Source organism: Fangia hongkongensis FSC776 = DSM 21703 (assembly GCF_000379445.1).
GTDB lineage: Bacteria > Pseudomonadota > Gammaproteobacteria > Francisellales > Francisellaceae > Fangia > Fangia hongkongensis.
The window spans coordinates 99,096-121,965 of record NZ_KB902270.1 but is presented as its reverse complement, the minus strand read 5'-3'; the positions used below and the strand labels follow the sequence as shown (position 1 = coordinate 121,965).

At 36.4% G+C, this 22,870-nt stretch carries 23 protein-coding genes; 11 read left to right on the top strand and 12 right to left on the bottom strand.

The window, feature by feature from the left end; translation table 11 throughout:
- The first annotated feature begins 255 nt into the window (after nt 1–255).
- Together A37Q_RS0110245 and A37Q_RS15945 are read left to right on the top strand one after the other, a co-directional pair.
- The gene (locus A37Q_RS0110245; protein WP_018300183.1) at nt 256–1,770 is read left to right on the top strand and encodes an amino acid permease; all 1,515 of its coding nucleotides are present in this window, start codon (nt 256–258) and stop codon (nt 1,768–1,770) included.
- Nucleotides 1,771–1,781: 11 nt separating this feature from the next.
- Nucleotides 1,782–3,326: a pyridoxal-dependent decarboxylase gene (locus tag A37Q_RS15945; protein ID WP_018300182.1), complete on the top strand. Its 1,545-nt coding sequence runs from the start codon at nt 1,782–1,784 to the stop codon at nt 3,324–3,326.
- Here A37Q_RS15945 and A37Q_RS0110235 read toward each other — a convergent pair.
- Nucleotides 3,310–3,774 (bottom strand): hydrogenase maturation protease, encoded by a 465-nt coding sequence (locus tag A37Q_RS0110235; RefSeq protein WP_018300181.1) that lies wholly within the window; start codon nt 3,772–3,774, stop codon nt 3,310–3,312. The genes A37Q_RS15945 and A37Q_RS0110235 overlap by 17 nt on opposite strands.
- 195 nt (nt 3,775–3,969) lie before the next feature.
- Here A37Q_RS0110235 and A37Q_RS0110230 point away from each other — a divergent pair, with 195 nt between their 5' ends.
- The 3 genes from A37Q_RS0110230 to A37Q_RS16295 are packed head-to-tail and all read left to right on the top strand — an operon-like array spanning nt 3,970 to nt 6,942.
- A complete protein-coding gene (locus A37Q_RS0110230; protein WP_018300180.1) occupies nt 3,970–5,577 on the top strand; it encodes a cytochrome ubiquinol oxidase subunit I in 1,608 nt (535 codons plus the stop codon).
- Nucleotides 5,574–6,770 (top strand): cytochrome d ubiquinol oxidase subunit II, encoded by a 1,197-nt coding sequence (gene cydB / locus A37Q_RS0110225; RefSeq protein ID WP_018300179.1) that lies wholly within the window; start codon nt 5,574–5,576, stop codon nt 6,768–6,770. The genes A37Q_RS0110230 and cydB overlap by 4 nt, the downstream gene beginning before the upstream one ends.
- A gap of 58 nt (nt 6,771–6,828) precedes the next feature.
- Nucleotides 6,829–6,942: a hypothetical protein gene (locus A37Q_RS16295; protein WP_018300178.1), complete on the top strand. Its 114-nt coding sequence runs from the start codon at nt 6,829–6,831 to the stop codon at nt 6,940–6,942.
- Between the two features lie 14 nt (nt 6,943–6,956).
- Here the strand turns inward: A37Q_RS16295 and A37Q_RS0110215 are convergent, their stop codons facing one another.
- From A37Q_RS0110215 to A37Q_RS0110200, 4 genes are all read right to left on the bottom strand, one after another.
- Nucleotides 6,957–8,093, bottom strand: coding sequence for a pilin (locus tag A37Q_RS0110215; RefSeq protein WP_018300177.1), 1,137 nt, complete (start codon nt 8,091–8,093; stop codon nt 6,957–6,959).
- A gap of 111 nt (nt 8,094–8,204) precedes the next feature.
- Nucleotides 8,205–9,662: a MetQ/NlpA family ABC transporter substrate-binding protein gene (locus A37Q_RS0110210; RefSeq protein WP_018300176.1), complete on the bottom strand. Its 1,458-nt coding sequence runs from the start codon at nt 9,660–9,662 to the stop codon at nt 8,205–8,207.
- A complete protein-coding gene (locus A37Q_RS0110205) occupies nt 9,640–10,692 on the bottom strand; it encodes a methionine ABC transporter ATP-binding protein (protein WP_018300175.1) in 1,053 nt (350 codons plus the stop codon). Before A37Q_RS0110205 ends, A37Q_RS0110210 begins: the two co-directional genes overlap by 23 nt.
- 74 nt (nt 10,693–10,766) lie before the next feature.
- The gene (locus A37Q_RS0110200) at nt 10,767–11,720 is read right to left on the bottom strand and encodes a ribose-phosphate pyrophosphokinase (RefSeq protein ID WP_018300174.1); all 954 of its coding nucleotides are present in this window, start codon (nt 11,718–11,720) and stop codon (nt 10,767–10,769) included.
- 236 nt (nt 11,721–11,956) lie between these two features.
- Here A37Q_RS0110200 and A37Q_RS0110195 point away from each other — a divergent pair, with 236 nt between their 5' ends.
- The 6 genes from A37Q_RS0110195 (at nt 11,957) to A37Q_RS0110160 (ending at nt 17,469) form a co-directional block, all read left to right on the top strand.
- Nucleotides 11,957–12,412: a PACE efflux transporter gene (locus tag A37Q_RS0110195; RefSeq protein ID WP_018300173.1), complete on the top strand. Its 456-nt coding sequence runs from the start codon at nt 11,957–11,959 to the stop codon at nt 12,410–12,412.
- Between the two features lie 281 nt (nt 12,413–12,693).
- Entirely contained in the window at nt 12,694–13,116 is a 423-nt protein-coding gene (locus A37Q_RS15260) for a VOC family protein (RefSeq protein ID WP_018300172.1), read from the top strand.
- 211 nt (nt 13,117–13,327) lie between these two features.
- Complete coding sequence (locus A37Q_RS0110180) at nt 13,328–14,470, top strand: site-specific integrase (protein ID WP_083907044.1); 1,143 nt, start codon at nt 13,328–13,330, stop codon at nt 14,468–14,470.
- Between the two features lie 318 nt (nt 14,471–14,788).
- Complete coding sequence (locus tag A37Q_RS0110175) at nt 14,789–16,459, top strand: hypothetical protein (protein ID WP_018300169.1); 1,671 nt, start codon at nt 14,789–14,791, stop codon at nt 16,457–16,459.
- Nucleotides 16,460–16,872: 413 nt separating this feature from the next.
- Nucleotides 16,873–17,154 carry a type II toxin-antitoxin system RelE/ParE family toxin gene (locus A37Q_RS0110165; RefSeq protein ID WP_018300167.1) on the top strand — a complete coding sequence of 94 codons (282 nt, stop codon included), beginning with the start codon at nt 16,873–16,875 and terminating at the stop codon, nt 17,152–17,154.
- 18 nt (nt 17,155–17,172) lie between these two features.
- The gene (locus tag A37Q_RS0110160; protein ID WP_018300166.1) at nt 17,173–17,469 is read left to right on the top strand and encodes a HigA family addiction module antitoxin; all 297 of its coding nucleotides are present in this window, start codon (nt 17,173–17,175) and stop codon (nt 17,467–17,469) included.
- Between the two features lie 208 nt (nt 17,470–17,677).
- Here the strand turns inward: A37Q_RS0110160 and A37Q_RS0110155 are convergent, their stop codons facing one another.
- The 7 genes from A37Q_RS0110155 to A37Q_RS0110120 form a co-directional block, all read right to left on the bottom strand.
- A complete protein-coding gene (locus A37Q_RS0110155) occupies nt 17,678–19,015 on the bottom strand; it encodes a Fic family protein (protein WP_018300165.1) in 1,338 nt (445 codons plus the stop codon).
- 188 nt (nt 19,016–19,203) lie between these two features.
- A complete protein-coding gene (locus tag A37Q_RS0110150) occupies nt 19,204–19,431 on the bottom strand; it encodes a hypothetical protein (protein ID WP_018300164.1) in 228 nt (75 codons plus the stop codon).
- Between the two features lie 175 nt (nt 19,432–19,606).
- Nucleotides 19,607–20,515 carry a hypothetical protein gene (locus A37Q_RS15940; RefSeq protein WP_018300162.1) on the bottom strand — a complete coding sequence of 303 codons (909 nt, stop codon included), beginning with the start codon at nt 20,513–20,515 and terminating at the stop codon, nt 19,607–19,609.
- Between the two features lies 1 nt (nt 20,516).
- Entirely contained in the window at nt 20,517–21,197 is a 681-nt protein-coding gene (locus A37Q_RS15250) for a lambda exonuclease family protein (protein ID WP_018300161.1), read from the bottom strand.
- A 1-nt stretch (nt 21,198) separates the two neighbouring features.
- Nucleotides 21,199–22,083: a DUF1351 domain-containing protein gene (locus A37Q_RS0110130; protein ID WP_018300160.1), complete on the bottom strand. Its 885-nt coding sequence runs from the start codon at nt 22,081–22,083 to the stop codon at nt 21,199–21,201.
- 4 nt (nt 22,084–22,087) lie between these two features.
- Complete coding sequence (locus tag A37Q_RS0110125) at nt 22,088–22,291, bottom strand: hypothetical protein (protein ID WP_018300159.1); 204 nt, start codon at nt 22,289–22,291, stop codon at nt 22,088–22,090.
- The gene (locus A37Q_RS0110120) at nt 22,282–22,818 is read right to left on the bottom strand and encodes an antA/AntB antirepressor family protein (protein WP_018300158.1); all 537 of its coding nucleotides are present in this window, start codon (nt 22,816–22,818) and stop codon (nt 22,282–22,284) included. Before A37Q_RS0110120 ends, A37Q_RS0110125 begins: the two co-directional genes overlap by 10 nt.
- Between the last annotated feature and the right edge of the window lie 52 nt (nt 22,819–22,870).

Here is a 22,870-nt window from a genome sequence, read left to right as displayed (position 1 = left end):
ATTAGTTTTTCATAGTGGGATAAATACGTTTTAAATAAGTCTTTTAATAAAAATTAATCTTTGAATCACATTGTAAGTTGACTTGTTGGTGATAAAAAAGCGTACTAAATACGCACAGATTATATTGCTGATCAAAATTTGATATAGATCAAAAAATAATAGCATGTGGCGTATTTGAGTTATAATCAGGTGATTAAAATGTTATGATCAAACTCATCATAAAGCATGTTTGAAACATAAAAATGCAGATTCATAATGTCTAAGTTGCCAATAAAACAAAAGAAGATTACGATTTTTGGCTTTTTCTCATTAACAGCTTCAATGATATTAACGGTATACAGCTACCCTGTGCTTGCAGCCTCTGGGTTTTCGTTAATATTTTTTCTTTTAGCAGCAGCATTATTGTTTTTTATTCCTACAGCGCTTGTGTCGGCTGAACTCGCCACGGGTGAGGGCTGGGAGGTTGGAGGCGTTTATAAATGGTGCTCTGTGGCATTAGGGAAGCGTTGGGGGTTCTTTGCCATATTTTTGCAATGGGCGCAGATTACCGTAGGATTTTTAGCCATGTTATATTTTATTGTTGGCTCTTTATCTTATGCTTTTGATTTGCCCTCATTAAATAGCAATCCTGCGTACAAAACATTAATGGTTATAATTATTTTTTGGCTATTAACCATAGTGAACTTTAAAGGCGCTGCCTTTTCTTCAAAACTTGCAAGTTATGGTGTCATCTTAGGGGTGGTTGTTCCCATGGTAACCCTTGTTATATTGGTGCTTTTATATGTTATAACAGGGCATAATATCAACATTACATTAAGTTGGCGGAGTTTTTTCCCTGATTTTACAGACCCCAATGCATTAACAATCTTTATAACCTTTATTTTAGCGTATGCTGGCATTGAAGCATCTGCTGTGCATGTGAATGAAATGCAAAATCCCAAAAAGAGTTATCCTGTAGCACTTGCTCTTTTAAGTGTATTCGCCATTTTAGTTGCGATATTAGGGAGTTTATCTATTGCGATTGTGATTCCGGGGCAGTCCATTAATATGAGCTCAGGGGTATTACAAAGTTTTGAGGTTTTATTAACCATTTACCATCTAACGTGGTTAACTTATATCTTTGCTTTTCTTCTAGCAATAGGAGCACTTGCTGAGGTCAGCTCATGGATTATTGGCCCCATCGAGGGCATATATGCTGCGGCTAAAGAAAATATTCTTCCTAAGGCCTTATCTAAGACAAATAAAAATGAAGTGCCTGTTAGACTAATTACAATACAGGCTGTGATTGTATCAGGTTGGGCATTTGTAATTACCTTAGGTGGTGGCGGCAGTAATTTGTCTTTTATTATTGCTATGGCATTGGCTGTACTTATTTATTTAGCAATGTATACATTATTGTTTGTTAGCTATTTTATTTTAAAATGGCGTTATGCAGAGGTGAAAAGAAGCTTTATAGTCCCAGGCGGTAAAATAGGCAGGAACTTGATTCCATTAATTGGTCTTGTTACCGTGATTTTAGCCATATACATATCCATCTATCCTCCTTCGCAAATAGCAGCTGAATCATCAATCGCCTATGAAGCTATCCTTTTTAGCTCTTTTATTATCGTTATGATTTTGCCACACATCATTTATAGTTTAACAGCGCCTAAGCACACAAAAGACAAGGCACTTTGGCTGCATTGTTTCCCTTTTAATAAACATCATAGATGGATACATTTACGTGGCCGAGGGGCATTTCAGATAAATCTACACAAGTTTAAGAAATAAGGTTAAGAAGTATGGACAAAAAAATTAAACGCTTAGAAGATGAAATTAGGCACTTAAAGGCATTACTGCTTGAAAAAGAGGTAACATATAAAGATAGTTTGTCAGATGCACTAGTAAAAGCACCTAATAAGATTCCAACGTATGGCTTTGACGCAAGGGAAGTAAAGGCGATTATTGATAATGAATCTATTTTAGATTTTAACCCTAAGCTGAACACCTCATCTTATGTTAATGTGCTTTTGGAGCAAGAAGAGGAAGAGGTTGCCCTTATGGGGCTTAAGGTGAACCTTGCAGATCAAACAGTCTATCCGGAGTCTTATAAAATTCATAATACTTTGGTTAATATGGTCGCAGATCTATGGCACTGCCCTAAAGACGAGGACGAATTTAAAACCTATGGTATGTACGCAGGTGCATGTACGGTTGGCTCAACAGAAGCCTGTTTATTAGCAGGGCTTGCTTTGAAATACCGTTGGCGTAAGTGGTACGCAAAGCATAAAGGATTAAGCGCAGAGGAAGTATTAAAAGTGCGCCCTAATATCGTGATATCAAGTTGTTATCAAGCAGCTTGGGAAAAGCTAATAAAATATATTGATATTGATTGCAAGTTAATCAAACCCTCTTATAAAAGCTTTAGCATTGATGCTGATGATCTTTATGATATGATCGATGAGCATACAATTGCTGTTGTCGCTATTATGGGGAATCACTATGGCGGTCAATATGATCCAGTGTGGGCTATGGATGAGGTTATTGAAAAGATTAATGAGAGATTCCAATATCAAGTGGGAATTCATATCGATGCCGCTTCAGGTGGGTTTATCGCACCTTTTCAAAAAGGGCTGCCTGCTTGGGATTTTCGCCTTAAAAATGTTCTTTCTATTTCAGCAAGTGGCCATAAATATGGTGAATCCTGTTGTGGGACAGGTTGGATTATTTGGAGGCGACGAGAGGGTTTGAGTGAACATGTCGCAACTTCGGTAACCTACCTTGGTGGTCAGGCAGATTCTTATACATTGAATTTCTCGCGTCCTGCAAGTGGTGTTTATGTTCAGTATTACAAGTTTTTAAGATATGGCTTGTCAGGTTATCAAAAGTGTTGTGAGAGTATGATGTTTCATGCAAAAATGATACGTGATGGCCTTAAAAAAATGAGATACAAAGATCAGGATCGCTTTATACTCCTTGACCATGGCGATGAACATTGCTTGCCTGTGGTGACAGCAATGCTGAACCCCGCATGTGGCTTTAAATATAATGATATTGACTTACAACATGCATTATCTTTACATCATTGGTATGTTGGTGGGTACAAAATGGCATTTCATCATCCTGAGACAAAACAGATAGAAGGGCTTTTTCATGATCAACCGCAAACACAGTCCATGTTTCGAGTGGTGATTAAAAGCAATATATCCTCTTTAATGGTGGAGCATTTGCTGGCATCATTTGAAAAGGCAGTGCATTTACTTGATTCAATTGATTTTAAGTCAAAAGAACATTTTCAAACAGAGCTTTTACATCATAAAGAGCAACGGATCAGCAATCACTGTTAGCAATCGCCTTATATATCTCCTCAGCCATAATATCGCATTGTTCTTGGATTTCGGTTGAGATTTTTTCACTCTTTGTATACAAATACTTGCCTTGCACACCGTAAAATTGAATATGCGCGATATGTATTCCAAGTGCCTTTGCCAATGCGATAGAAGGTGCAACGCCAATATTATGCGAAGATAAAAAACCAGTAAACTGACTAATTTGATCTGCATTAAGATAAAAGTGCTTTCCCGGTGTTTCATTGGCATTGACCGTATCGATTAAAATAATTTTACCATAATGACTGTCTTCTAAATACTGAAGTAGATTAAGTCCGGGGCGATCTGTCACTTCGATAATAATGCTTTGAGGGTCAATATCCATTTCTTTGATTTTTTGAGCAACGAGCCAACCGAATTGATCGTCCCCAAAAGGAGAGCCTATCCCAAGAATAAGCGTTTTCATTTCTGCAATAACCTGATTATGTTCATGGATATGATAAGCGTATCATAGCATTGATTTGGGCGGAAATTATTTGCTGTGAACTTGATCTAAATCAATGAAAAGGATGTTATTCCACAGAATTAAGTTTTATGACTATGCGTTTAACTTTTAGAGGATAAACTATGCAAGTTAGTAGAATGAACATTAAGGCTTACCATGCTACCAAGTATGCTATCAGTAGAGCTTGCACGTTGGCAATTTGCTTTTGTTGCAGGGTTTCACTTTATTTTTGTCCCCTTAACCTTAGGACTTACCTGGATCATCTTTACAATGGAATTAATGTATGTGATTAGTGGTAAGGAAGTTTATAAACGAATGACCAAATTCTGGGGAAAACTCTTAGGAATCAACTTTGCCGTGGGTGTGCTCTCAGGGCTAACAATGGAATTTTCATTTGGGCTTAACTGGGCATATTACTCCCAATTTGTAGGTGATATCTTTGGTACGCCTCTTGCTATTGAGGGGCTTGTAGCCTTTATGCTTGAGTCAACCTTTGTTGGTATTTTCTTTTTGGGTTGGAATAAGCTGTCAAAGAAGCAGCATCTTTGTGCCACGTTCTGCTTGGCCATTGGCTCAAATTTATCAGCACTTTTAATTTTAGTTGCAAATGGCTTTATGCAGGTGCCTGTAGGGGGTGAGTTTGTTTGGCAAACAATGCGGATGGAAACAACCAACCTACTGGATCTATTTCTAAATCCAATTGCGCAAATAGGTTTTGCGCATACAGTGATTGCAGGTTATACCACATCAGCCATATTTGTGATTGGTATTAGTGCATTTTTCTTATTGAAAAAGCGAGAGATTGCTTTTGCAAAACGCTCTATGGCTATTGGTCTTGGTTTTGGTGTGATTGCGTCTTTGATGGTGATGTTTATGGGCGATCAGCAAGGTATATTAGCTTATAAATATCAACCGATGAAACTTGCAGCTATTGAGGCTGAATGGGATACACAAAAGCCACCTGCTAATTTCAATGTGGTTGCTTTGCCTTCTCAGGATAATGAAAAAAACTATTTGTCTGTTCAAATTCCAGGTGCATTAGGTATTTTGGCAACACATTCCTTAGATCAAAAAATATATGGTGTGAAAACGATTTTATATGATGGTTATAAGGATATTCATGGTAAGGAGATTCCATCTGTAATCACTAGAATTCAAAATGGTGCAAAGGCTTATGATGCAATGCTTGAAATGAGAGCAGGGCATGACACAAAAGAAAATGTGACGATTTATGATAAGTACAAGCAAGATCTAGGCTTTGGGATGTTATTACTTCGATATGTGCCAGAGGGAGAGAAGCTCACCTCTGCAACACAAAGTCAGATTCTAGAGGCAGCAAAAAGCTCTGTGCCGAATGTGAGCACGATTTTCTGGACCTTTAGAGTGATGGTCGGTTTGGGTGTATTGATGTTTATCATGATTGTGTTTGGATTAATTTTGTTAGCAAAAGATAGTTTGTGGCAGAAAAGATGGACGCTTCGCTGGATGCTTTATATGATTCCTGCGCCATGGATTGCCTGCTTATGTGGCTGGATTGTTACTGAGCATGGTCGCCAGCCTTGGACAGTTTATGATATGTTGCCAACAAGTATTAGCTCCTCCACGATTAATGCGTGGGATATCTTAGCTTCACTTGTTGTGTTTATGTTGTTTTATGCACTACTTTTTGCCGTGGAGATGTTTTTAATGTTTAAATATGCGCGTCTTGGCCCTCAATCAATAGATTCCAAAGTGAAGCACTCAGAGAAGGAGATCCGTTTATGATAGATACATATACCGTAGTGCAACTATTAGCATGGCTAGCGGTTGGGCTTATTATGTTTCTTGCTGCTGCAACTATTTGCTTTGATTTCGGTGCAGGTATGTTAGCAAGATTCGTTGGGAAAAATGAATATGAAAAGCGTGCAGTGATTAATATCGTTGCGCCGACGTGGGATGGCAATCAGGTGTGGCTTATTACGGCAGGTGCGGGCTTATTTGCTATTTGGCCACGTGTATATGCTGGCTCTTTTTCAGGGATGTACCTTGGAATATTAGTGGTATTGTGGGCATTGTTTCTACGGCCAGTTGCTTTTGAATATCGCCATAAGATTCATTCATTAAAATGGACAAATTTTTGGGATTGGATGCTTTGCATCGGCTCTTTGGTGCCAATTTTAGTTATTGGTGTTGCTATTGGAAACTTATTTATAGGACTGCCATTTGGTTTTGATCCTGGAACTTTGCGTTTTTATTATGGCTCAGTAAATCTTCCTCAGGAATCTGCACTTATTTCTTTATTGGGACTATTAAATCCATTTGCTATTGCAGTTGGGGTAATGGCAGTAATCTTATCGATTATGCATGGGGCATCTTATTGTGCTATGCGTACAGAAGGGGTGTTATATGCACGTTTTGTTAAGATACAAAAGCTAAGCATTATCTTATTTATTATCCTATTTGCACTTGTGGGGATTTGGCTTAGTATGCTACAAGGATATCATTGGGCGTTAAGTGATAAGCTAAGCTCATACTCTCAAGCTGTTTTACACCCGCTTACCGGCGGAAAGGTAACGATCACAACAGGTGGCTGGCTTAGTAATTATGCGCATCATACTTGGATGATAATTGCCCCCGTTCTTGGCTTTTTAGGTGCGATATGTGCTTATCTATTTGCACAAAAGCATAAAGCAACTTTGGCTTTTTTCTCCAGTGTGTTGAGTTGTTTTGGTGTCGTATTTTCTTTAGGATTCAGCCTTTTTCCATTTATTATGCCATCTTCTATTTTACCGGAGCAGAGTTTTGTTATTTGGAACTCCAGTAGTTCACTGATCTCATTGATAGGTATTTTAATCGTAGCTGTGATTATGTTGCCTATTATTTTTGTTTATACAACGTACGTGTATAAAAAAATGTGGGGCAGAGGAGTGACACTGACGCCTGAAGAAGTAAAAGAAAGATCACATGAGTTATATTAATCAGAGTCTAAAAGCGTATTTTGAAGTACAAAAAAGAGATAAGAGTTAAGGAATTAATATGTTTTATATTGTTTGGATTATCACTGCATTTGTGGCCGTAGGTGCAGGCTGTTATTGTGCGCATATCGTTGATAAACGTGATAAAAGTAGCATCAATAAAGAGAGGAAATAGGCTAAAGTGTATGGTTAGATACCAAGTAAAGCATCTAGTTGTGATTGATTTATTTGCCCTTCTTGAGCATGGTTATCACGATATTCAATAACATAGCTTTCATCAAAGTCATCAGTATTTGCAATGTTCTTTTTATTGCTATCATTTCGTCCATTTGTTTTATGTTCATATTCACCGACATCAAAGTCAGTAAGAGATTTATTATATCCAAATTTAAACTCTTCGATATTGGTGACGATATCAATTTCTCCAGTATCTAAGTCTTGCACATGAATTTCACCGCCGCTAGCAGGGTTTCCAACTGCTGTTATTAAATATGCCTCTCGTGGTTTTACATAGACAAGCGTATCAGTTTGCTTCCAGTTATCATTTCTTTCTCCACCATCAATTGTATCAGCACCTGATCCACCGTATATAATATCAAAGCCCCAACCACCATTTACAATATCGTCGCCACTACCAGCATCAATATTATCAAAATAGGTGCCAAGCTCTATAATATCATTACCACCTCCAGCATATACAATATCATCAGCTCCTCTTGTATCAATTTGATCATCTCCATCTCCTAGATAAACGATAGCGCCACCATTTCTACCGCCTCCAGGTAAAGAAGTTAAGTTTTGAGGGGTGCTATAGACTAAGGTATTGGGTAGACGCTGGCCAACAGGGGGAGGAACTGCAGCTGGAGCTTCTGGAAATTGTATGGTCTGAGAAGAAATACCATAACCCTCTGGGCAGGTAATACCTGAAGTAGATGCACATAGCCAAACTACAGCATTTTCTATTACCGTTGGCTCAAATAACCAGCGAGGATTTGCGTCATTTGAGTCATCAGAATACTTACTAAGAAGGGCGATAGTAATAATGCCATTTTCAATAGTAAGTGAGCTAATCACATCGCTTACCGTGGATTGTGAGTCAATATCTAAAGAAGTATTATTAGCACCATCAAACGTTCCATTTTGCTGGCGGTAATCAGCAATTTTTTGCTCAACAGCTCCAATTACAGGTAGCGCCCCAGAAAGTTCAGCCTCTTTTGCATAACTGAAGTATACAGGAACAGCAATTGTTCCAAGTATGGCAATAACTGCTATAGTAATCATTATCTCAATAAGAGAAACCCCATGCTGTCTTCTATATTTTCTCATAAAATCTCCCAACTATTTAATATAATAGTAGACAAGAAATAGAAGAAGTTAATATTGAGAATAACTATTTCTAGCTGGTTTGGTTATTGTGATATTTCACCCCTTGTAAGATTACCAAGCAGGGATTGCTGCATTATCTGGATAGACTTTATCTGCAACTTTAGCCACTTCTGGTGACTCATAAGCCTTAACAAACTTAAGAAGAAGTGGATTTTCTTTATCCTTGGTTCTAACTACAATGATATTTGCAAAAGGTGAGTCTTTTGGTTCAACAAACAAAGCTTGTTTTAAGGTAAGATGCGCTTTTGCTAAAAAGTCATTGGTAATGACACCCAATGTTACACTACCAAGATTATTTGGTATTTGATCGGCTTGCAGAGGAATAATCTGTAATTTATAAGGGTTAGAAACAATGTCATTTAAAGTGGCTTTCCAGCTTAGACCCGGTTTTAATTTTATAAGCCCCGCATCTTGAAGAATCATAAGCGCGCGTCCTCTGTTTGTCGGATCATTTGGAATGGCAACTTTATCCCCCACTTGAATTTCATTAAGCGATTTGATCTTATTTGAGAATACGCCCATAGGGTAGATAAAAGTTTTGCCAATTTCTGATATCTTATAACCAAATTGCTTTATCTGATTTTCTAAAAATGGAATATGTTGAAATACATTCGCATCAATATCGCCTGTGCTCAGTGCCCGATTAGGCAGATTATAATCACCAAAGCTGACAAGTTTGACATTCAATCCATATTTATCCTTTGCAACTTTAGCGGCTTCAGCCATGATTTGGTCTTGGGCTGGTGCTTGCATGTAACCAACGGTAATAGCGTTTGTGATTTTTGATGCGCTATAAAGGTTATAGCCAACTTGTGAAACCACACCGAGTGCCAGAAGAATAGTAAGCACCCATACGCTTGTGAGCCTTTTAGCAGAGGTTAAAAACTGCCCATAAGATTGGCAAAGCTGAACAAGAATAATTAGGAGAATAACCCCGCCATAGAGCAAGAAGTAGTTGCCATTATTATAGCCTTGGAAGTAGGTTAAATCACCAAGACCGCCGCCGCCTACAATGCCAGCCATTGCAGAGTATCCAATAAGACCAATTGTGGTTAATGTCGCAGCATCAACTAAAAGTACACGAGACTCAGGTAAAAGAACTTTAAAGATGATTTGCAGCTTTGAAGCGCCCATGGCGTTTGCCGCTTCAATCAATCCTTTGTCTACCTCTGAGATAGCTGATTCAGCGAGCCTTGCATAAAAGGGAAGGGCAGCAATCGCTAAAGGGACAATAGATGCAGTGGTGCCAATGGTGCTGCCGACAATTAATTTTGTTACTGGATACAGTAGAATCAACAGTATAATATAAGGGATTGAGCGTGTTACATTAACAATAAAGCCGACTATCTGGTTAAATAGTTTAATGGCAAGGTTTGATTTATTGCGAGATAAATACAATAAAATCCCTAGAATAAGGCCACCTATAACGGCAATAACAGTTGCAATAAAGACCATATAAATGGTTTGCCATGTGGCAATCGCTAAATTAGAAAGCATTGACTGCAGCATAACCTATGACCTCCATTTTAATGTTTTGTTGATGTAAATATTCAAGTGCATTTTCCCATTTGTCTTTTTCTCCTTGAATGTGGCAAATTGTGATGCCAACAGATTGAGACTGTATTCTTTCAATATTGGCTTGAAGGATATTACAAGCCACTGCAAATTTAGCATTTAAATCTGAAATAACCGGTGTTGTAATAGCATCCCCCAAAAAAGTAAGTTTAATCACAGGAGTTAAATTATCTTGTTGATAAGGATCATGGTAAAGCTTTGATTGTATATCCGCTGGCAGCTTTAAGTGCATACTGCTTTCAGTGAAGCTCTTTGCAATGGCTGTTTTAGGATTTAAAAAAAGCTCAGTGACCGTGCCAATTTCTTGAATGACACCATGCTCTATAATCGCCACTTTATCGCAGATTTTACGAATAACATCCATCTCATGTGTGATAAGAACAATGGTTAATTTCAGCTCTTTATTGAGCTTTTTTAAAAGTGCAAGAATTTGCTCAGTTGTCTCAGGGTCAAGTGCTGAGGTTGCCTCATCACATAAAAGTGCAACAGGATCTGAGGCTAAAGCACGTGCAATGCCAACACGTTGTTTTTGTCCGCCACTTAGCTCATCTGGGTAGGCGTGAGTTTTGTTTTGCAGCCCAACCAGTGAAATAAGCTCTTTGACTTTTTTATCAATTTGAGCCTTTGGCATATGCTGAAGCTCAAGCGGGAAAGCAATATTTTCATAGACAGTTCTTGAGGACAAAAGGTTGAAATGCTGAAAGATCATGCCAATTTTTTGTCTGAACTTTCTAAGCTCATGAGGTGATTTTGTTGTTAAATCATCACCATTGATGGTGATTTTTCCCTCTGTAGGGTTCTCCAGCAAATTAATACAGCGAATAAGCGTACTTTTCCCTGCGCCACTTCGTCCAATAATGCCAAAAATCTCGCCTTCCTCAATGGTAAGGTTAATACCATTAAGGGCGATATGACGAGCGTTTTTGCCAATATATTCCTTTTTTAGATTTTGAATACAAATCATGAATATGCATTCCTTGATTAAGCAACTTTAATACATAGAAAAGTTATAGTAACAAGGAAATAAACAGATGGAAATTATAAATTTAAATCAGTAAACATTAAACTAATAGATTCTTCATTATTTGTGCGTCTGATGGCTTCTGATAACATAGGGGCAAGAGAAAGTGTTTTAATTTTTTTACACTTTTTTGCCTCATTGTGAAGTGGAATGGAGTTTGTAACAACAAGCTCTTCAAGTATAGAAGCCTCAATATTTTGAATGGCTTTTCCTGATAACACAGGGTGAACACAATAAGCAGAAACTTTACTTGCACCGTGATCAACGAGAGCACTTGCTGCTTTACATAAGGTGCCTGCTGTATCAACAATATCATCAACAATTAAACAATGACGATTTTTGATATCTCCAATAATGTTCATAACTTCAGCCTCATTGGCTTTTTGGCGTCGTTTGTCAATAATCGCGAGTTCTGTATTAAGCGCTTTGGCCATGGCTCTGGCACGTACAACACCGCCAACATCAGGAGAGACAACAATGGGATTGTCTAGACGTCTTGAGCGGATATAATCCAACAAGATAGGCGTTCCATATACATTATCAAGTGGGATGTTAAAAAAACCTTGAATCTGCTCGGCATGAATATCAACAGTGAGAAGGCGATCAATTCCCACACCTGTTAACATATCAGCAACCACACGCGCTGAGATCGGTACACGCGATGAGCGAACACGTCTGTCTTGTCTTGCATAACCAAAATAAGGGATGACCGCAGTAATTCTTCCTGCTGAGGATCTACGAAGTGCATCAGTTAAGAACATCAGCTCCATAATGTGGTCATTGGTGGGTGGGCAGGTTGATTGAATGATAAATACATCACGTCCGCGGACATTATCAATAATTTCAATTTGGTTTTCACCATCGCTAAAACTTGAAACAGTTGCCCGGCCAAGTTGTACTCCAAGAAAATGAGAGACTTCCTCTGTAAGCTCCTTGGAAGCATTACCACAAAAAAGCATCAGATCTGACATGTTAGGTTATCCTAAAAGCTTAGTTTGCTAAGTTGCTACAAAATATAACTAAATTTTCAAAAAATTAAAGGATTATTTGCGATTACTTTTGCGAAAGAAATTTCAAATTAGGTATTTAGTACCTTAGATTTTCAAAGTGGGAGTTGTTATACTTTGCATTAGTTTATAACTCGCTTTTAAGCGAATATGTTAGGTATTGAAGAAGTGCAGTGTGCAGGGATAAAAAGAGGTAGAAAATGAAAACAAATGGCTTTAGTTTGCCGGTACGAATCATCCATATGATTGGTTTTGAAGTGATTGCAGTTATTATATTTGCGCCGATTGCTGCGTTTGTGCTGAACAAAGGCATTATGGAAGTTGGTGCGCTTGGCTTGATTATATCTTTGACAGCAATGCTATGGAATTTTGTTTATAATTATTTATTTGATACGGTTGAGACCTCTCTTAAGATGGATCGTTTTAACCGTTCGATTTTAACACGTATTGTTCATGCGCTTTTTTTTGAGCTGGGGTTATTAATCGCAACGATTCCATTGATTGCCTATTGGTTAGATATGACTTTATTGCAAGCATTTATTGTTGATATTGCCTTTGTGGTGTTTTTCTTGATTTATGCATTTGTATATAACTGGGCGTTTGATACCATCTATTTAAAACTTTATCGAAGTGATATAGCAAATGTAAATGCTTGAGCATTTCAGAGGAGGTTTGATACCGTCTCAAGTCCGCATTAGGCGGTTATAGCGTTTTTCAATACACCATTCACCTTTCTTCATCAGTAAAGCTCAAATATAAACCTGATAGAAGTTTATTTAAGCATATTGATCAAGCTAATGGTGAGTGTAATTTTATGAAGACAATAAAAGTTCAGAAATATTATTTCTATAATTCTAGAAACATAGTATATTGTATTTAGCATCCATATTGATGATGCAAAATGAATCAATTGAAATAACTAAAATGGAGAAATCTCATGACAAAACGTGTACACATTAGCTTAGGTGTAGAAGATATTGAAAAATCTAAACAGTTCTATTCCTCCATGTTTTTGCAAACACCAACAAAAGAAGAAGAGGGTTATGTGCAATGGAAACTGGAGGATCCTGCCATTAACTTTGTTATTGAAACGGTGACATCTGGAAATGCTAAGCAAAAAGGCTTAAGTCACTTAGGTATTGAGGTGACAGATTCAGAGGTCTTTGAGAAAATCACAAGCAAAGGCGCTGAAGCCGGCATTCATGGTTCATCACCCGCTGAAGAGCACTGTTGTTATGCCAGAAGCAAAAAGTCTTGGTTTAATGATCCGTCAGATATTAAATGGGAAGTGTTTCATACACATGAACGTGACAAAGAGTATGGAAAGTCAAATGTTGGTAGTGCGTGTTGTAATAAATAGGATGCAATACTGATCTAACTGTAAGGTGAAAATAAATACATGGCTGGGCTGGCAGGATTCGAACCTGCGCATGACGGGATCAAAAAACTTTTGATAATAAATATCGCAATTAACTATTTTATAAAATCCTTTACTTATAGTGCTTTGCTTTAAAAAAGTTTGTATTATGTGATAATACTTTAACTTTTTGCTGCACCCCATACGAACCCCAATGCCAAAATTAAAATTTACTAAAACATTCATAGACGGACTAGAACCACCTGAAAAAAGAATAGATTATACGGATAGCGATTGCAAGGGCTTAATGCTTCGTGTAAACACAAGTGGCGATAAGTATTACGCTATTAGATATAGGAATAATCAAGGTAAATATGTTCGCTATACTATTGGACGTCATGGATCTATTACACTCGTTCAGGCTAGGAATGAAGCAATAAGGTTATTTGGCTTGCTATCTCAAGGTGTAGATATACAGCGAGAGAAAAACAATGCCAAACATGGTAATTCAGATATTTGTACTTTTGGAGAGTATCTTAATGAGTTTTATTTCAACTGGTTTAAACAAAATAGGAAAGGTGATCAGTCAACCATAAACATGCTTAAGAATACGCTTAAAAATTTTCATAAAATGCGTCTAGACCATATTAATAACAAAAAGCTAAATATGTTTGTTGGCAATTACCAAAGTGAAAGGGGAGTTACTAATAAGCGCATTAATCGCATTATTACCGCTTTTAAAGCATCTTTAAACATTGCCGTTGAAAATGGATTTACTGAGTATAATGGTATTAAAGGCGTTAGACTATTGCATGAGGATAGGCACAATATAGTGCGATATCTATCTGCAGAAGAAGAGCAACGATTACTAGATGCTGTAAACGATATTTACTTTCAATATAAAAACATTATCACATTAGCACTTAATACTGGTATGAGATCAGGTGAAATTCTAAGCCTAGAGTTTAAGGATATTAATTTAAACAAAGAATATGTAGCACTCAGAAGTGAAAACACCAAAGCACAAAAAATGCGTTATGTACCATTGAATCAAAAAAGCATTGATGCGTTACAAAGCCAAATTGATAACAAGTTATCTAAGTATGTATTTACCAACCCAAGAACGAAAGAGCCATATACAAAAAATCGTGATTGGTTCAAAAAACTCTTAGAACAAGCCGACATCGATAACTTTAGATTTCATGACTTGCGCCATACGTTTGCTAGTAAGCTTATAATGCGCGGCGTTGATTTAAATACAGTGCGAGAACTAATGGGGCACAGTGATATTAAAATGACGCTTATATATGCTCATTTAGCGCCTGAGCATAAAAAGAAAGCAGTTGATCTGTTGTAACCAGAATTGATCGTTAAAATGAGAGCGACTAGTGAAAGTAATATAAATCCATGCCATAGGTGATATTCTGAGAAAGTCTTCTAGGTCAGAAATGACGGCACCATTTGCTTTCATTTTCTCGTAAGAGCTTTATCAAAATGCGCCGTAAAACACCTTCCTTTAGGGAGGGGAGGATGTCAATGCGATTGCAAGATGATCGAGTTGACTTTTTAAATAGCGATAGACCTAAAAATTTCACTCAGACTGGAATTTAATCAGATTCTTGACTATCATCCAAATATACCAATTAAGGTAAATCTAAATATGGGGATATAGCCTATGAATAATATTTGCAAAAATAAGTTTATACGTTTGATGAAAAAAACCATTTTTAGTATGATTCCATTGGCATTATGTTCGACAGCATACTCATCAAGTAATTTTCTTCAGAAATTTCCTATTGATTCGGCTCATATAAAATTATCATCTGAAACCTATAATGAAGGAGAAGTCTACATGAAAGACTGTAAGTCATACGGTTATGATGATCATCATGATATATTTGATTGTGAAAGAACATTTAAAATGATAGCGAACACGATTTACTCTTCGGGGAATACATTGAAACGCGATGATTATCTGCCAGTTAGGGTTTTAACTTATGGACCAAAAAATGAGTTAATCACATATGCGGAGATCCATCCATATAATGGAGAAACTTATTATCTTTTAAACCCAAATACATTATTAGAAGATCCGGATAATAATGTTAATGAGCCTACTATGCCGCCATCATCAAAAATATCTTATCCTTTCCCTTTAAAGGCTGGAACTATCATAATAACCCGTGGGTTAACTAATGAAGATGACGATATTATTGGATTTACTCCTTATTTTGATTATCATGTGCGATTAGAGCCTAAGAAAACATACTTGCGTAGTAATCGCTCATTTCCTTTGCTGGCAGATGGTTCAGGATTTGTTAGTCACATGAATGATGTAAATGAATTGATTACTGATGGGTATGCTCATCAGTTAATTGTAAATCTATTGAATGTACATGACTATAATGTTGCTGATACAGATACATATCCTGATAAGCTAGCTGCAACGATTGAATATATTAAGTTGTCAGATGAATACCAAAAAGCGCATGCAAAGTTTGTGCAGGCAGGGTGTAATGAAACTGTCACATTTGTTGATCAGGGTCCCGTTGATGCTAATTGTGCAAGTTTACGTCAAGTGTCATTTAATATAACACGCTTAGACACACAAAAGATATTATCATTTACTCAAGATGATGAAAATGAAATACCAGAAACGCCACTTGCTCGCAATACACGATCTTCTTGTATGAAGGCTGTAATGCCTACGGTATCTACAAATGGAACTATGTGTGTTAATGATACTACAGATACGATGGGAAATTATACACCATGTGTTACGGCATCAGTCAAAATAGCCTTGTTGAATACTTGTCTTGCAAGTCTCAGCTCATTAGATTTAGGAAAGCCTGACGATGAAGTTATGATTTTAAATACATCACCTCATTGGTCAGGTAATATGAGTGGCAGTATGTCAGACGCTGTGAAAAACAGGCTTGAGCCAGAAGATAAAACTTATGTAAGACTCTCTGATGGTAGTCCATTATTTGAATTTAAATTACAATGGGATGGTAATGCGGTAATTTACATAATGCAGACTGGCCATGCTCGCTGGGGGAGTGGTACTTTTGTTAATCAGGAACCTTGGTTGCCTACTTTGACTCTTTTAAATAATGGTGATTTAGTTGTTAAAGATAGCAATAGAGATGATGACCTTGTTCTATATTGTGCAGACAGCGGTCAGATTGAAGATCCACAATACACATATGCATTATTTCTAACCAATGATGGAGTGCTTGCATTAAAACGATTAACAATCGAAACAAATAATGTTGTGGTTGTTAATACTACTCATATTGATGATGTAAACAGACGAATAGAATTTCAACCTGGTGCTTGCAGTTAAGTGGCTCCCCTCCTAAGCTGCAACATTTATCACATATAGGGCACGTTTTAAGGTATGTGCGTTGGAGAGGGAATACTTTAAAAACACTTTCTCAAGGGCTCTAGTTTTAAATTTTCTATGATTTCTTGACATCCTCCCCTCCCTAAAGGAAGGTGTTTTACGGCGCATTTTGATAAACTTCCTAATTAAGTCCAAAGGAAATTACGACTATGGATTAAGCAAGTAGAAATGTTAGGTATTGCTAATGTTAGAAAAATTAAAGGTTATCATGATGAACCTTTTTTTTGCACTAGTAAAAATCAAAGATCAGTGAGATTAAAAGCGGTTGATTTACTATAATATCTGTATATCGTTGCTTTACATAACGCTGTTATGCTGTATACTATGGGTATGCATTTGTAGAGCATTTGACAATGATTAAGACATTTAAGCACAAAGGCTTAAAACAGCTTTGGGAGCATGGAGTATCAAGAGGTGTTCAACAAAAACATGTTGAAAAGCTATTAAGTATATTGACAGCACTAGACAACATAAGCAATGAACAAGAAATTTTAACATTGTTTTATAGATTAAGACCTCATCAATTACATGGAAAGAGAAATTCTTGGGCTTTAGATGTTAATGGTAACTGGCGTTTAACATTTGAACTCATAGATGGTGATGTATATATAGTAGATTATAGAGACTATCATTAACTAACAGGAATTATTAAAATGAATAATCAAACGCAACACCCAGGAATTGTTTTTAAAAATCTCATTATAGATGAAGATGTAAATTTAAATATATCAAAAGTGGCTGAAATGCTTGGAATTACTAGAGTGGCATTATCTAGGGTAGTGAATGGCAAATCTAGCCTAACTCCTGATTTAGCAGCTCGCATTGAAAAGGTATTTAATGTCAGCTCATCTTTAATGCTGAAAATACAAGCATCATATAATAGTAAGATGGCAAATAAAAAAATTGATAGCCTGAATTTAACGCCTTACAAACCATCATTTCCGGCTTAAAAAACCTTTTTTTGGAACTTAGAAAAACCAAAGATCAGTAAGGTTAAATGGTGGTTATAGGGCGTGTGTTATTCATAGAGATCACCTTGATGAAAAAGATGTTCAAAAAATTGAACGTTCTGCTAAATCTTATTTTGAAAAGTTTAAAAGCGAAAAGCCCCAATGTATCCATCAAGGCTAAAACGCCGGTCGGGATCGCCCAATCTACTTATTTGTTGTCTCTGATCTTTTTGTGCAAATCAGATGGTGAAATGTAAAGAATATTTTTTTTGTCTTTTGATTTATATAGTAAGCTTTCCGCTGCTAAGTCTTCTAGATAGTTTCTTGCTGTTGGCCTAGAAATACCATAATCACTAGAAATTTCTTTAACTGTGAAAATTCTACCTGGTGACTTGAGTGATTTTTTTAATATATCTTTTTTAAAAAAATTCAGATCTGCATATTTTGAATTATCAAGAGATGATAAAGTATTCTTGTACTCATTCACCTTGTTTTGAACATAGTTTTTCAAGTCATCAAATGCCCTAACTATTATTTCCAGCTGATGATCAATAAAGTATGTCAAATCATAATCATCAGTTTCTACATAAAGGTATGATAAGCCATATTTTTTAGGTGAGACTTTCAGTAATTTGCTAATGGATATATACTCAAAAATATCATATTTATTTTTCAGCATAAACCAATAAAATAGACACCTTGCAGTTCTACCGTTGCCATCCCTAAATGGATGCTCATATCCTATCATGAAATGAAGTATAATAGCTTTTACTACAGGGTTTATAAATAAGCTGCCATCAGTTCCAGAATGGTTTGTATTTGCAAAGTTGCAAAGAAGTTTTAATCTACTATTTAAAAGCTTGCTGCTAGGTGGAGTGTAAATGATATTGTCATCAGAATCTTTTACATATATATCATCTGTTTTGCGAAACTCACCAGGAATAACATTATTTTCAGTAGTTTTTTGCGTTGCTATTTCATGGAATTTCAATATAAGGTCTATGGATAAGTCATCGTGTATATGATCTTTTGCTGCCATTAATAAATGATAGTTATTAAGTATCATTCTTTCGTCTTCGTTTTTTGGCTCAATCTCATCTTGGAGCATTTTTTTTGCATCTTCTCTTGTAGTTGCTGCACCTTCAAGTTGGGCGCTAGTTATTGCTTCCTCCATGATCAATGAGGACAATAGAAATTTTTTAGTTATTTCCTCTGGAGCTATTTCTGTTCCAAAGTTATTGAAGGTTCCTCTGGCAATTGAAACTATATGGTGTATTTTAGCCTCGGATGATGAATGTATTAGAAATTTAAAATTTTCTCCACTTGCTGACTTTAAATCAATGGTCTTAGAGTATGTATTCCTTAGTATTTTAATAGTGTTCCACCTATGTATCTTTGCTTCTTTATTATCGCCAGAAAGTCTCCATCTAAGTTCATCCCAATGAAGGTAAGATCCTTTATGCAGAATTAGATCAGTGGCCCCGTTTAGGCTAACTGTGATTTTTTCTGTTAAAACAGGAGGCTTTTCAATTGGAAATTTAGACATAAGAAAAAAACCAAAAATTTACTTTTACTTGAAACTAATTTAGTTTTTTTGCTGATTAAAGTCAAATATTATATGCACTTATATGTTATAAAGTAAATATTAATATTTTTTCTTTACTCTATAAAATAACATCAATTTCACCAATGTAATAACAAGTGCAAGCATTGAAACAAATATGTTGTAAATTCTTACTTATATGGAGCTATAGCCATTTTTCTACAGAACATCTTTTGCTTTCTCCAAAAACCCTCCTCAAATGTTTGAAGATTAATATTAAAAATATCAGGGTATTCTTGTTTGAGAAGCTCTAATAATTCACGGTTTGATATATATATGTTAACATCATTTCTGCTTAACATATTAATTAGAGCAGCTTCTCTTCGTTGCTGAATTGATGGTTTTATTAATGATTTCATAAGTTGTAAGTCCTTTTAGCGTCAAGGATTTGAGTTCTTATCACATCAAAGCTAGATACTCTCATAACGTGATCTGTTCCAAGAGCGTCGAATATATGCTTAGGTATTTCCGCGCACTCTTTACAATGATAAAAGGGTGGTTTATTAGATTTAAGCCTTTTCTTCATTTGTCTTCTCATTTGCTGTTTTCCGCATAAGCCTCGTCAAAAGCAGCATCCAAATCCATAGTTTGGCTTGGGTGCTCTTTTGGCTTTTGATTACTTACAAACTCATTGTATAATGCTTCAAGAAGGCCAGTATTCTGATTGAGACTACTTAATAGCTCAACGTCATTTACTTCAATATCTGCATGCGTGATGAACGCTTTGTATTCTTCAGCCGTATTAATACCTAGCTTTTGCAGTTTCTTTTTAAAGTCACGCGTTTGTGTTTTAAGCTCTGAATCTGCATCGATGACATTACTTTCTTTTTGGTTAGACTTCTCAATCATCGCAGCATAAGCCTGTGACGTTTCATTTTTTGGTGATTTTGGGGTGATATCTTTGGGTTCTTTGTAGTCGTTGACTTCTTCGCTAACTTGTATCCCTCTAAGCTCAGCAGCAAAAGCATCACGCAATGCGAATGCTCTAGCTCTCATTTGCATCATACGTTTAGGATACTGTTCCCACACGCCTTTCTTGCTCATTAATCCAGCTTTTTTGGCATCACTCTGTGAAAAAGTGCGAACAGTCTCAGGATAACCAACACGTTTTGCGGTACATGTTGCGGTCATTGTATTTTCGTCAAAACTTTCATGTACGTATTCGCAAGATGCTGACCCTTGAGCAATCGCCAATAACGCGTCACCCCATATGGTAGGGCGGCCATTAATAACAGCAATGTTTTGTAATGATTGAATGGGTTTTAATCCTAGTTCTGCGCCCATTTGCATAGCAATTAAAATATCGCCTGGCTTGTTTCTATATTGATTTGGAACCATGCTAGAATTTGCTACCATGTCAGCGTATTGCATGGCTTCTGACATGTTTTGAGGTTGCATGTAAGATAAATTATTGCTATCAGTTTTAGTCAATTTATTTTCCATTTTATTCTCCTATTACTTTATTAAATTTTGCGATATATTTGGCAATATCCGCTTTAGCTCTTTCAACCGCTTTTTTTATGCGTTCAATGTGCAAGTCATCACGATAAAAACGCCATTTATGAATATCATGTTGAAAGTTTGGGTTATAAATAACATAATCACACCAATCACGCTCACAAACCCACATTTGTGTTTGCATTTGAGTTTTGTAAAGCTCTAGTAATTCACGTGGCCCATTAGCAATCTGCTTTAGATAGTTTTTATTTTTTGGGCATTTGGCTTCGAATAATCCATCTTTATTTGCTAGACCATCGGGGCTGACCCCGACAAATTCATCAAGCTCAATAAATCCAACCGTCTCAACTTCAATGCCAAACACCTCACAGTAGCGCATACGTGCCTCATCTTCTAACTCATGACCTCTAGCAGTGTCTTTGCTTGTAAATGTGTCAGAAGTATCCAGAACGCCAGTGATAACCTCAGCAGCTTTGCTTTGTATGATTGATTCGCGCGTATCGCCGTCACCCATTAATATTTGCATGTTTGAAGCCGTAATTCGTCCACATCTAATTTGATGCCATTCATCGCTATTTTGTTCACAATTATGTATCTTATACTTTGGCTTTTTAACAAGATAAGGTGGTAAATATTCTTCTAGGTCTGAGTAATTTAGCTCCAGCATCTTAGCATACCTCAATAGACTTAATATCAGGAACCCCAGCTTTATTCATTAACTGTGTTATTTTACTTTTAATGGTTTCTTTTGGAGTATCACTTGGCGCTTTAACCTCAAATCTAGCTGTTATTGTGAAAATACGTTTGCCATCGTCAGTAATAACAGGCTCACTTATTGGTTTTTCATCATAAGCCTGATAAGCAGGTGTTGATTCTGTGATAGTTTCTTTTAAAGCAGATTTGCGCGCTTCTTCAACAGCCTTTTGTTTTTCTATCTCATATTGTTTGGCTTGCTCAATTTCACGCTGCTTTGCTCTTTCTTCAGCTTCAATGCGTGCTTGCTCGGCTATTTCTCTATCTCGTTTGGCTTTTTCTTCGGCTTCTAATCTTGCACGCAAAATCTCAGCTTCTACGATAGCAATACGTTGCTCTATAGCTTGCTTTGTTTTAGATGAAACGGTGTTGCTAGATGTTACTGCCGTAAGCATTACCAAGTCATCGATAGTTATAGCATTGTGATCTATGCTTTTTTCATCACATAAGATGTTTCGATATTCAGATACAATAAATTTAATACGCTCTAGCTTTTCAGCATCATATTTATCAACTTGAACTTTTAAGCGATTGCGAGAGTCATCGTATAGAGACTCAATGTCCTTTCGCCTAGCTTTAAAGTCCTTGATAGGCTGTTCAACTATTTCTAAAAACTCTTTACACTTATCACTAAAAACCTTTTTATCCTTATTGATACTAGCCATCATCTGTTTTGCATCTTTGACACTATCATCAGTGACAACAACATCATATTTTTTGATAGCTTCTTGAATTGATGCTTTAACTTCATACATATTGTCATCAAGGTCAAAAATATGTTTAACGATTAATTCTTGCATTTTATTACTCCAGTATGCTCTTATATTTTTCAATATTTCTTTCTATACTTGATGGGTATAGATTCATAAGATCAGAAACGCTTATTTCATTGCCATTAAACTTTTTATCGATAAGATCTCCAACTGACTCAATAAGCATTTTTGAGAATTCAGCATGATGGTTAATGTGTTTGAAAATCTCTTTTAATGACTCATTTGCTAGTGACATGTCTTGCTCTCCTCATCAAATTCAAAATCAAGTTTTATCTGTGCTTCATCCACAAGCCTATTAAAATCACTCTTGGCTTTTTTCTTAGCTTTCTTAACCGATGCGCCGATATATCCCCATTTGCTGCCAGCTATCTTAATTTGATCAAGTTTTCTGCTTATCTCATTAATCTGCTCTGTTAGTGAAAGGTCTTTATCGATAGATTTGACTTTCTTTTCACACTCGATAAAGTAGCGTCTGGCTTGTCTACCTTTATCGTTGTTTTCAACCATTGATAGTTCTTTGGCCATATCGATAGTTAGGAAGTAGTCCTTTGATGGTCGGCCACCTTGGGGGTTTTCCCCCGAATTGGTGAAAACTAAAATATAGTCAGCACCTTCTTCAAATTTATACTTTTCAATTCTCCCTTTAATCCAGCTTGAAAAGTCACGTTTGCATTCAAGTAGTTTATGCAACTCTCTGGCATTAACAGTATCAACCTGTATGTTGCTAAAATATTGCTTTACAAAATTAATAAGCTCGCCCATTTATTTCTCCTTGATGACATTAATTGTTGATGGCATAATGTGTTTGATGTTA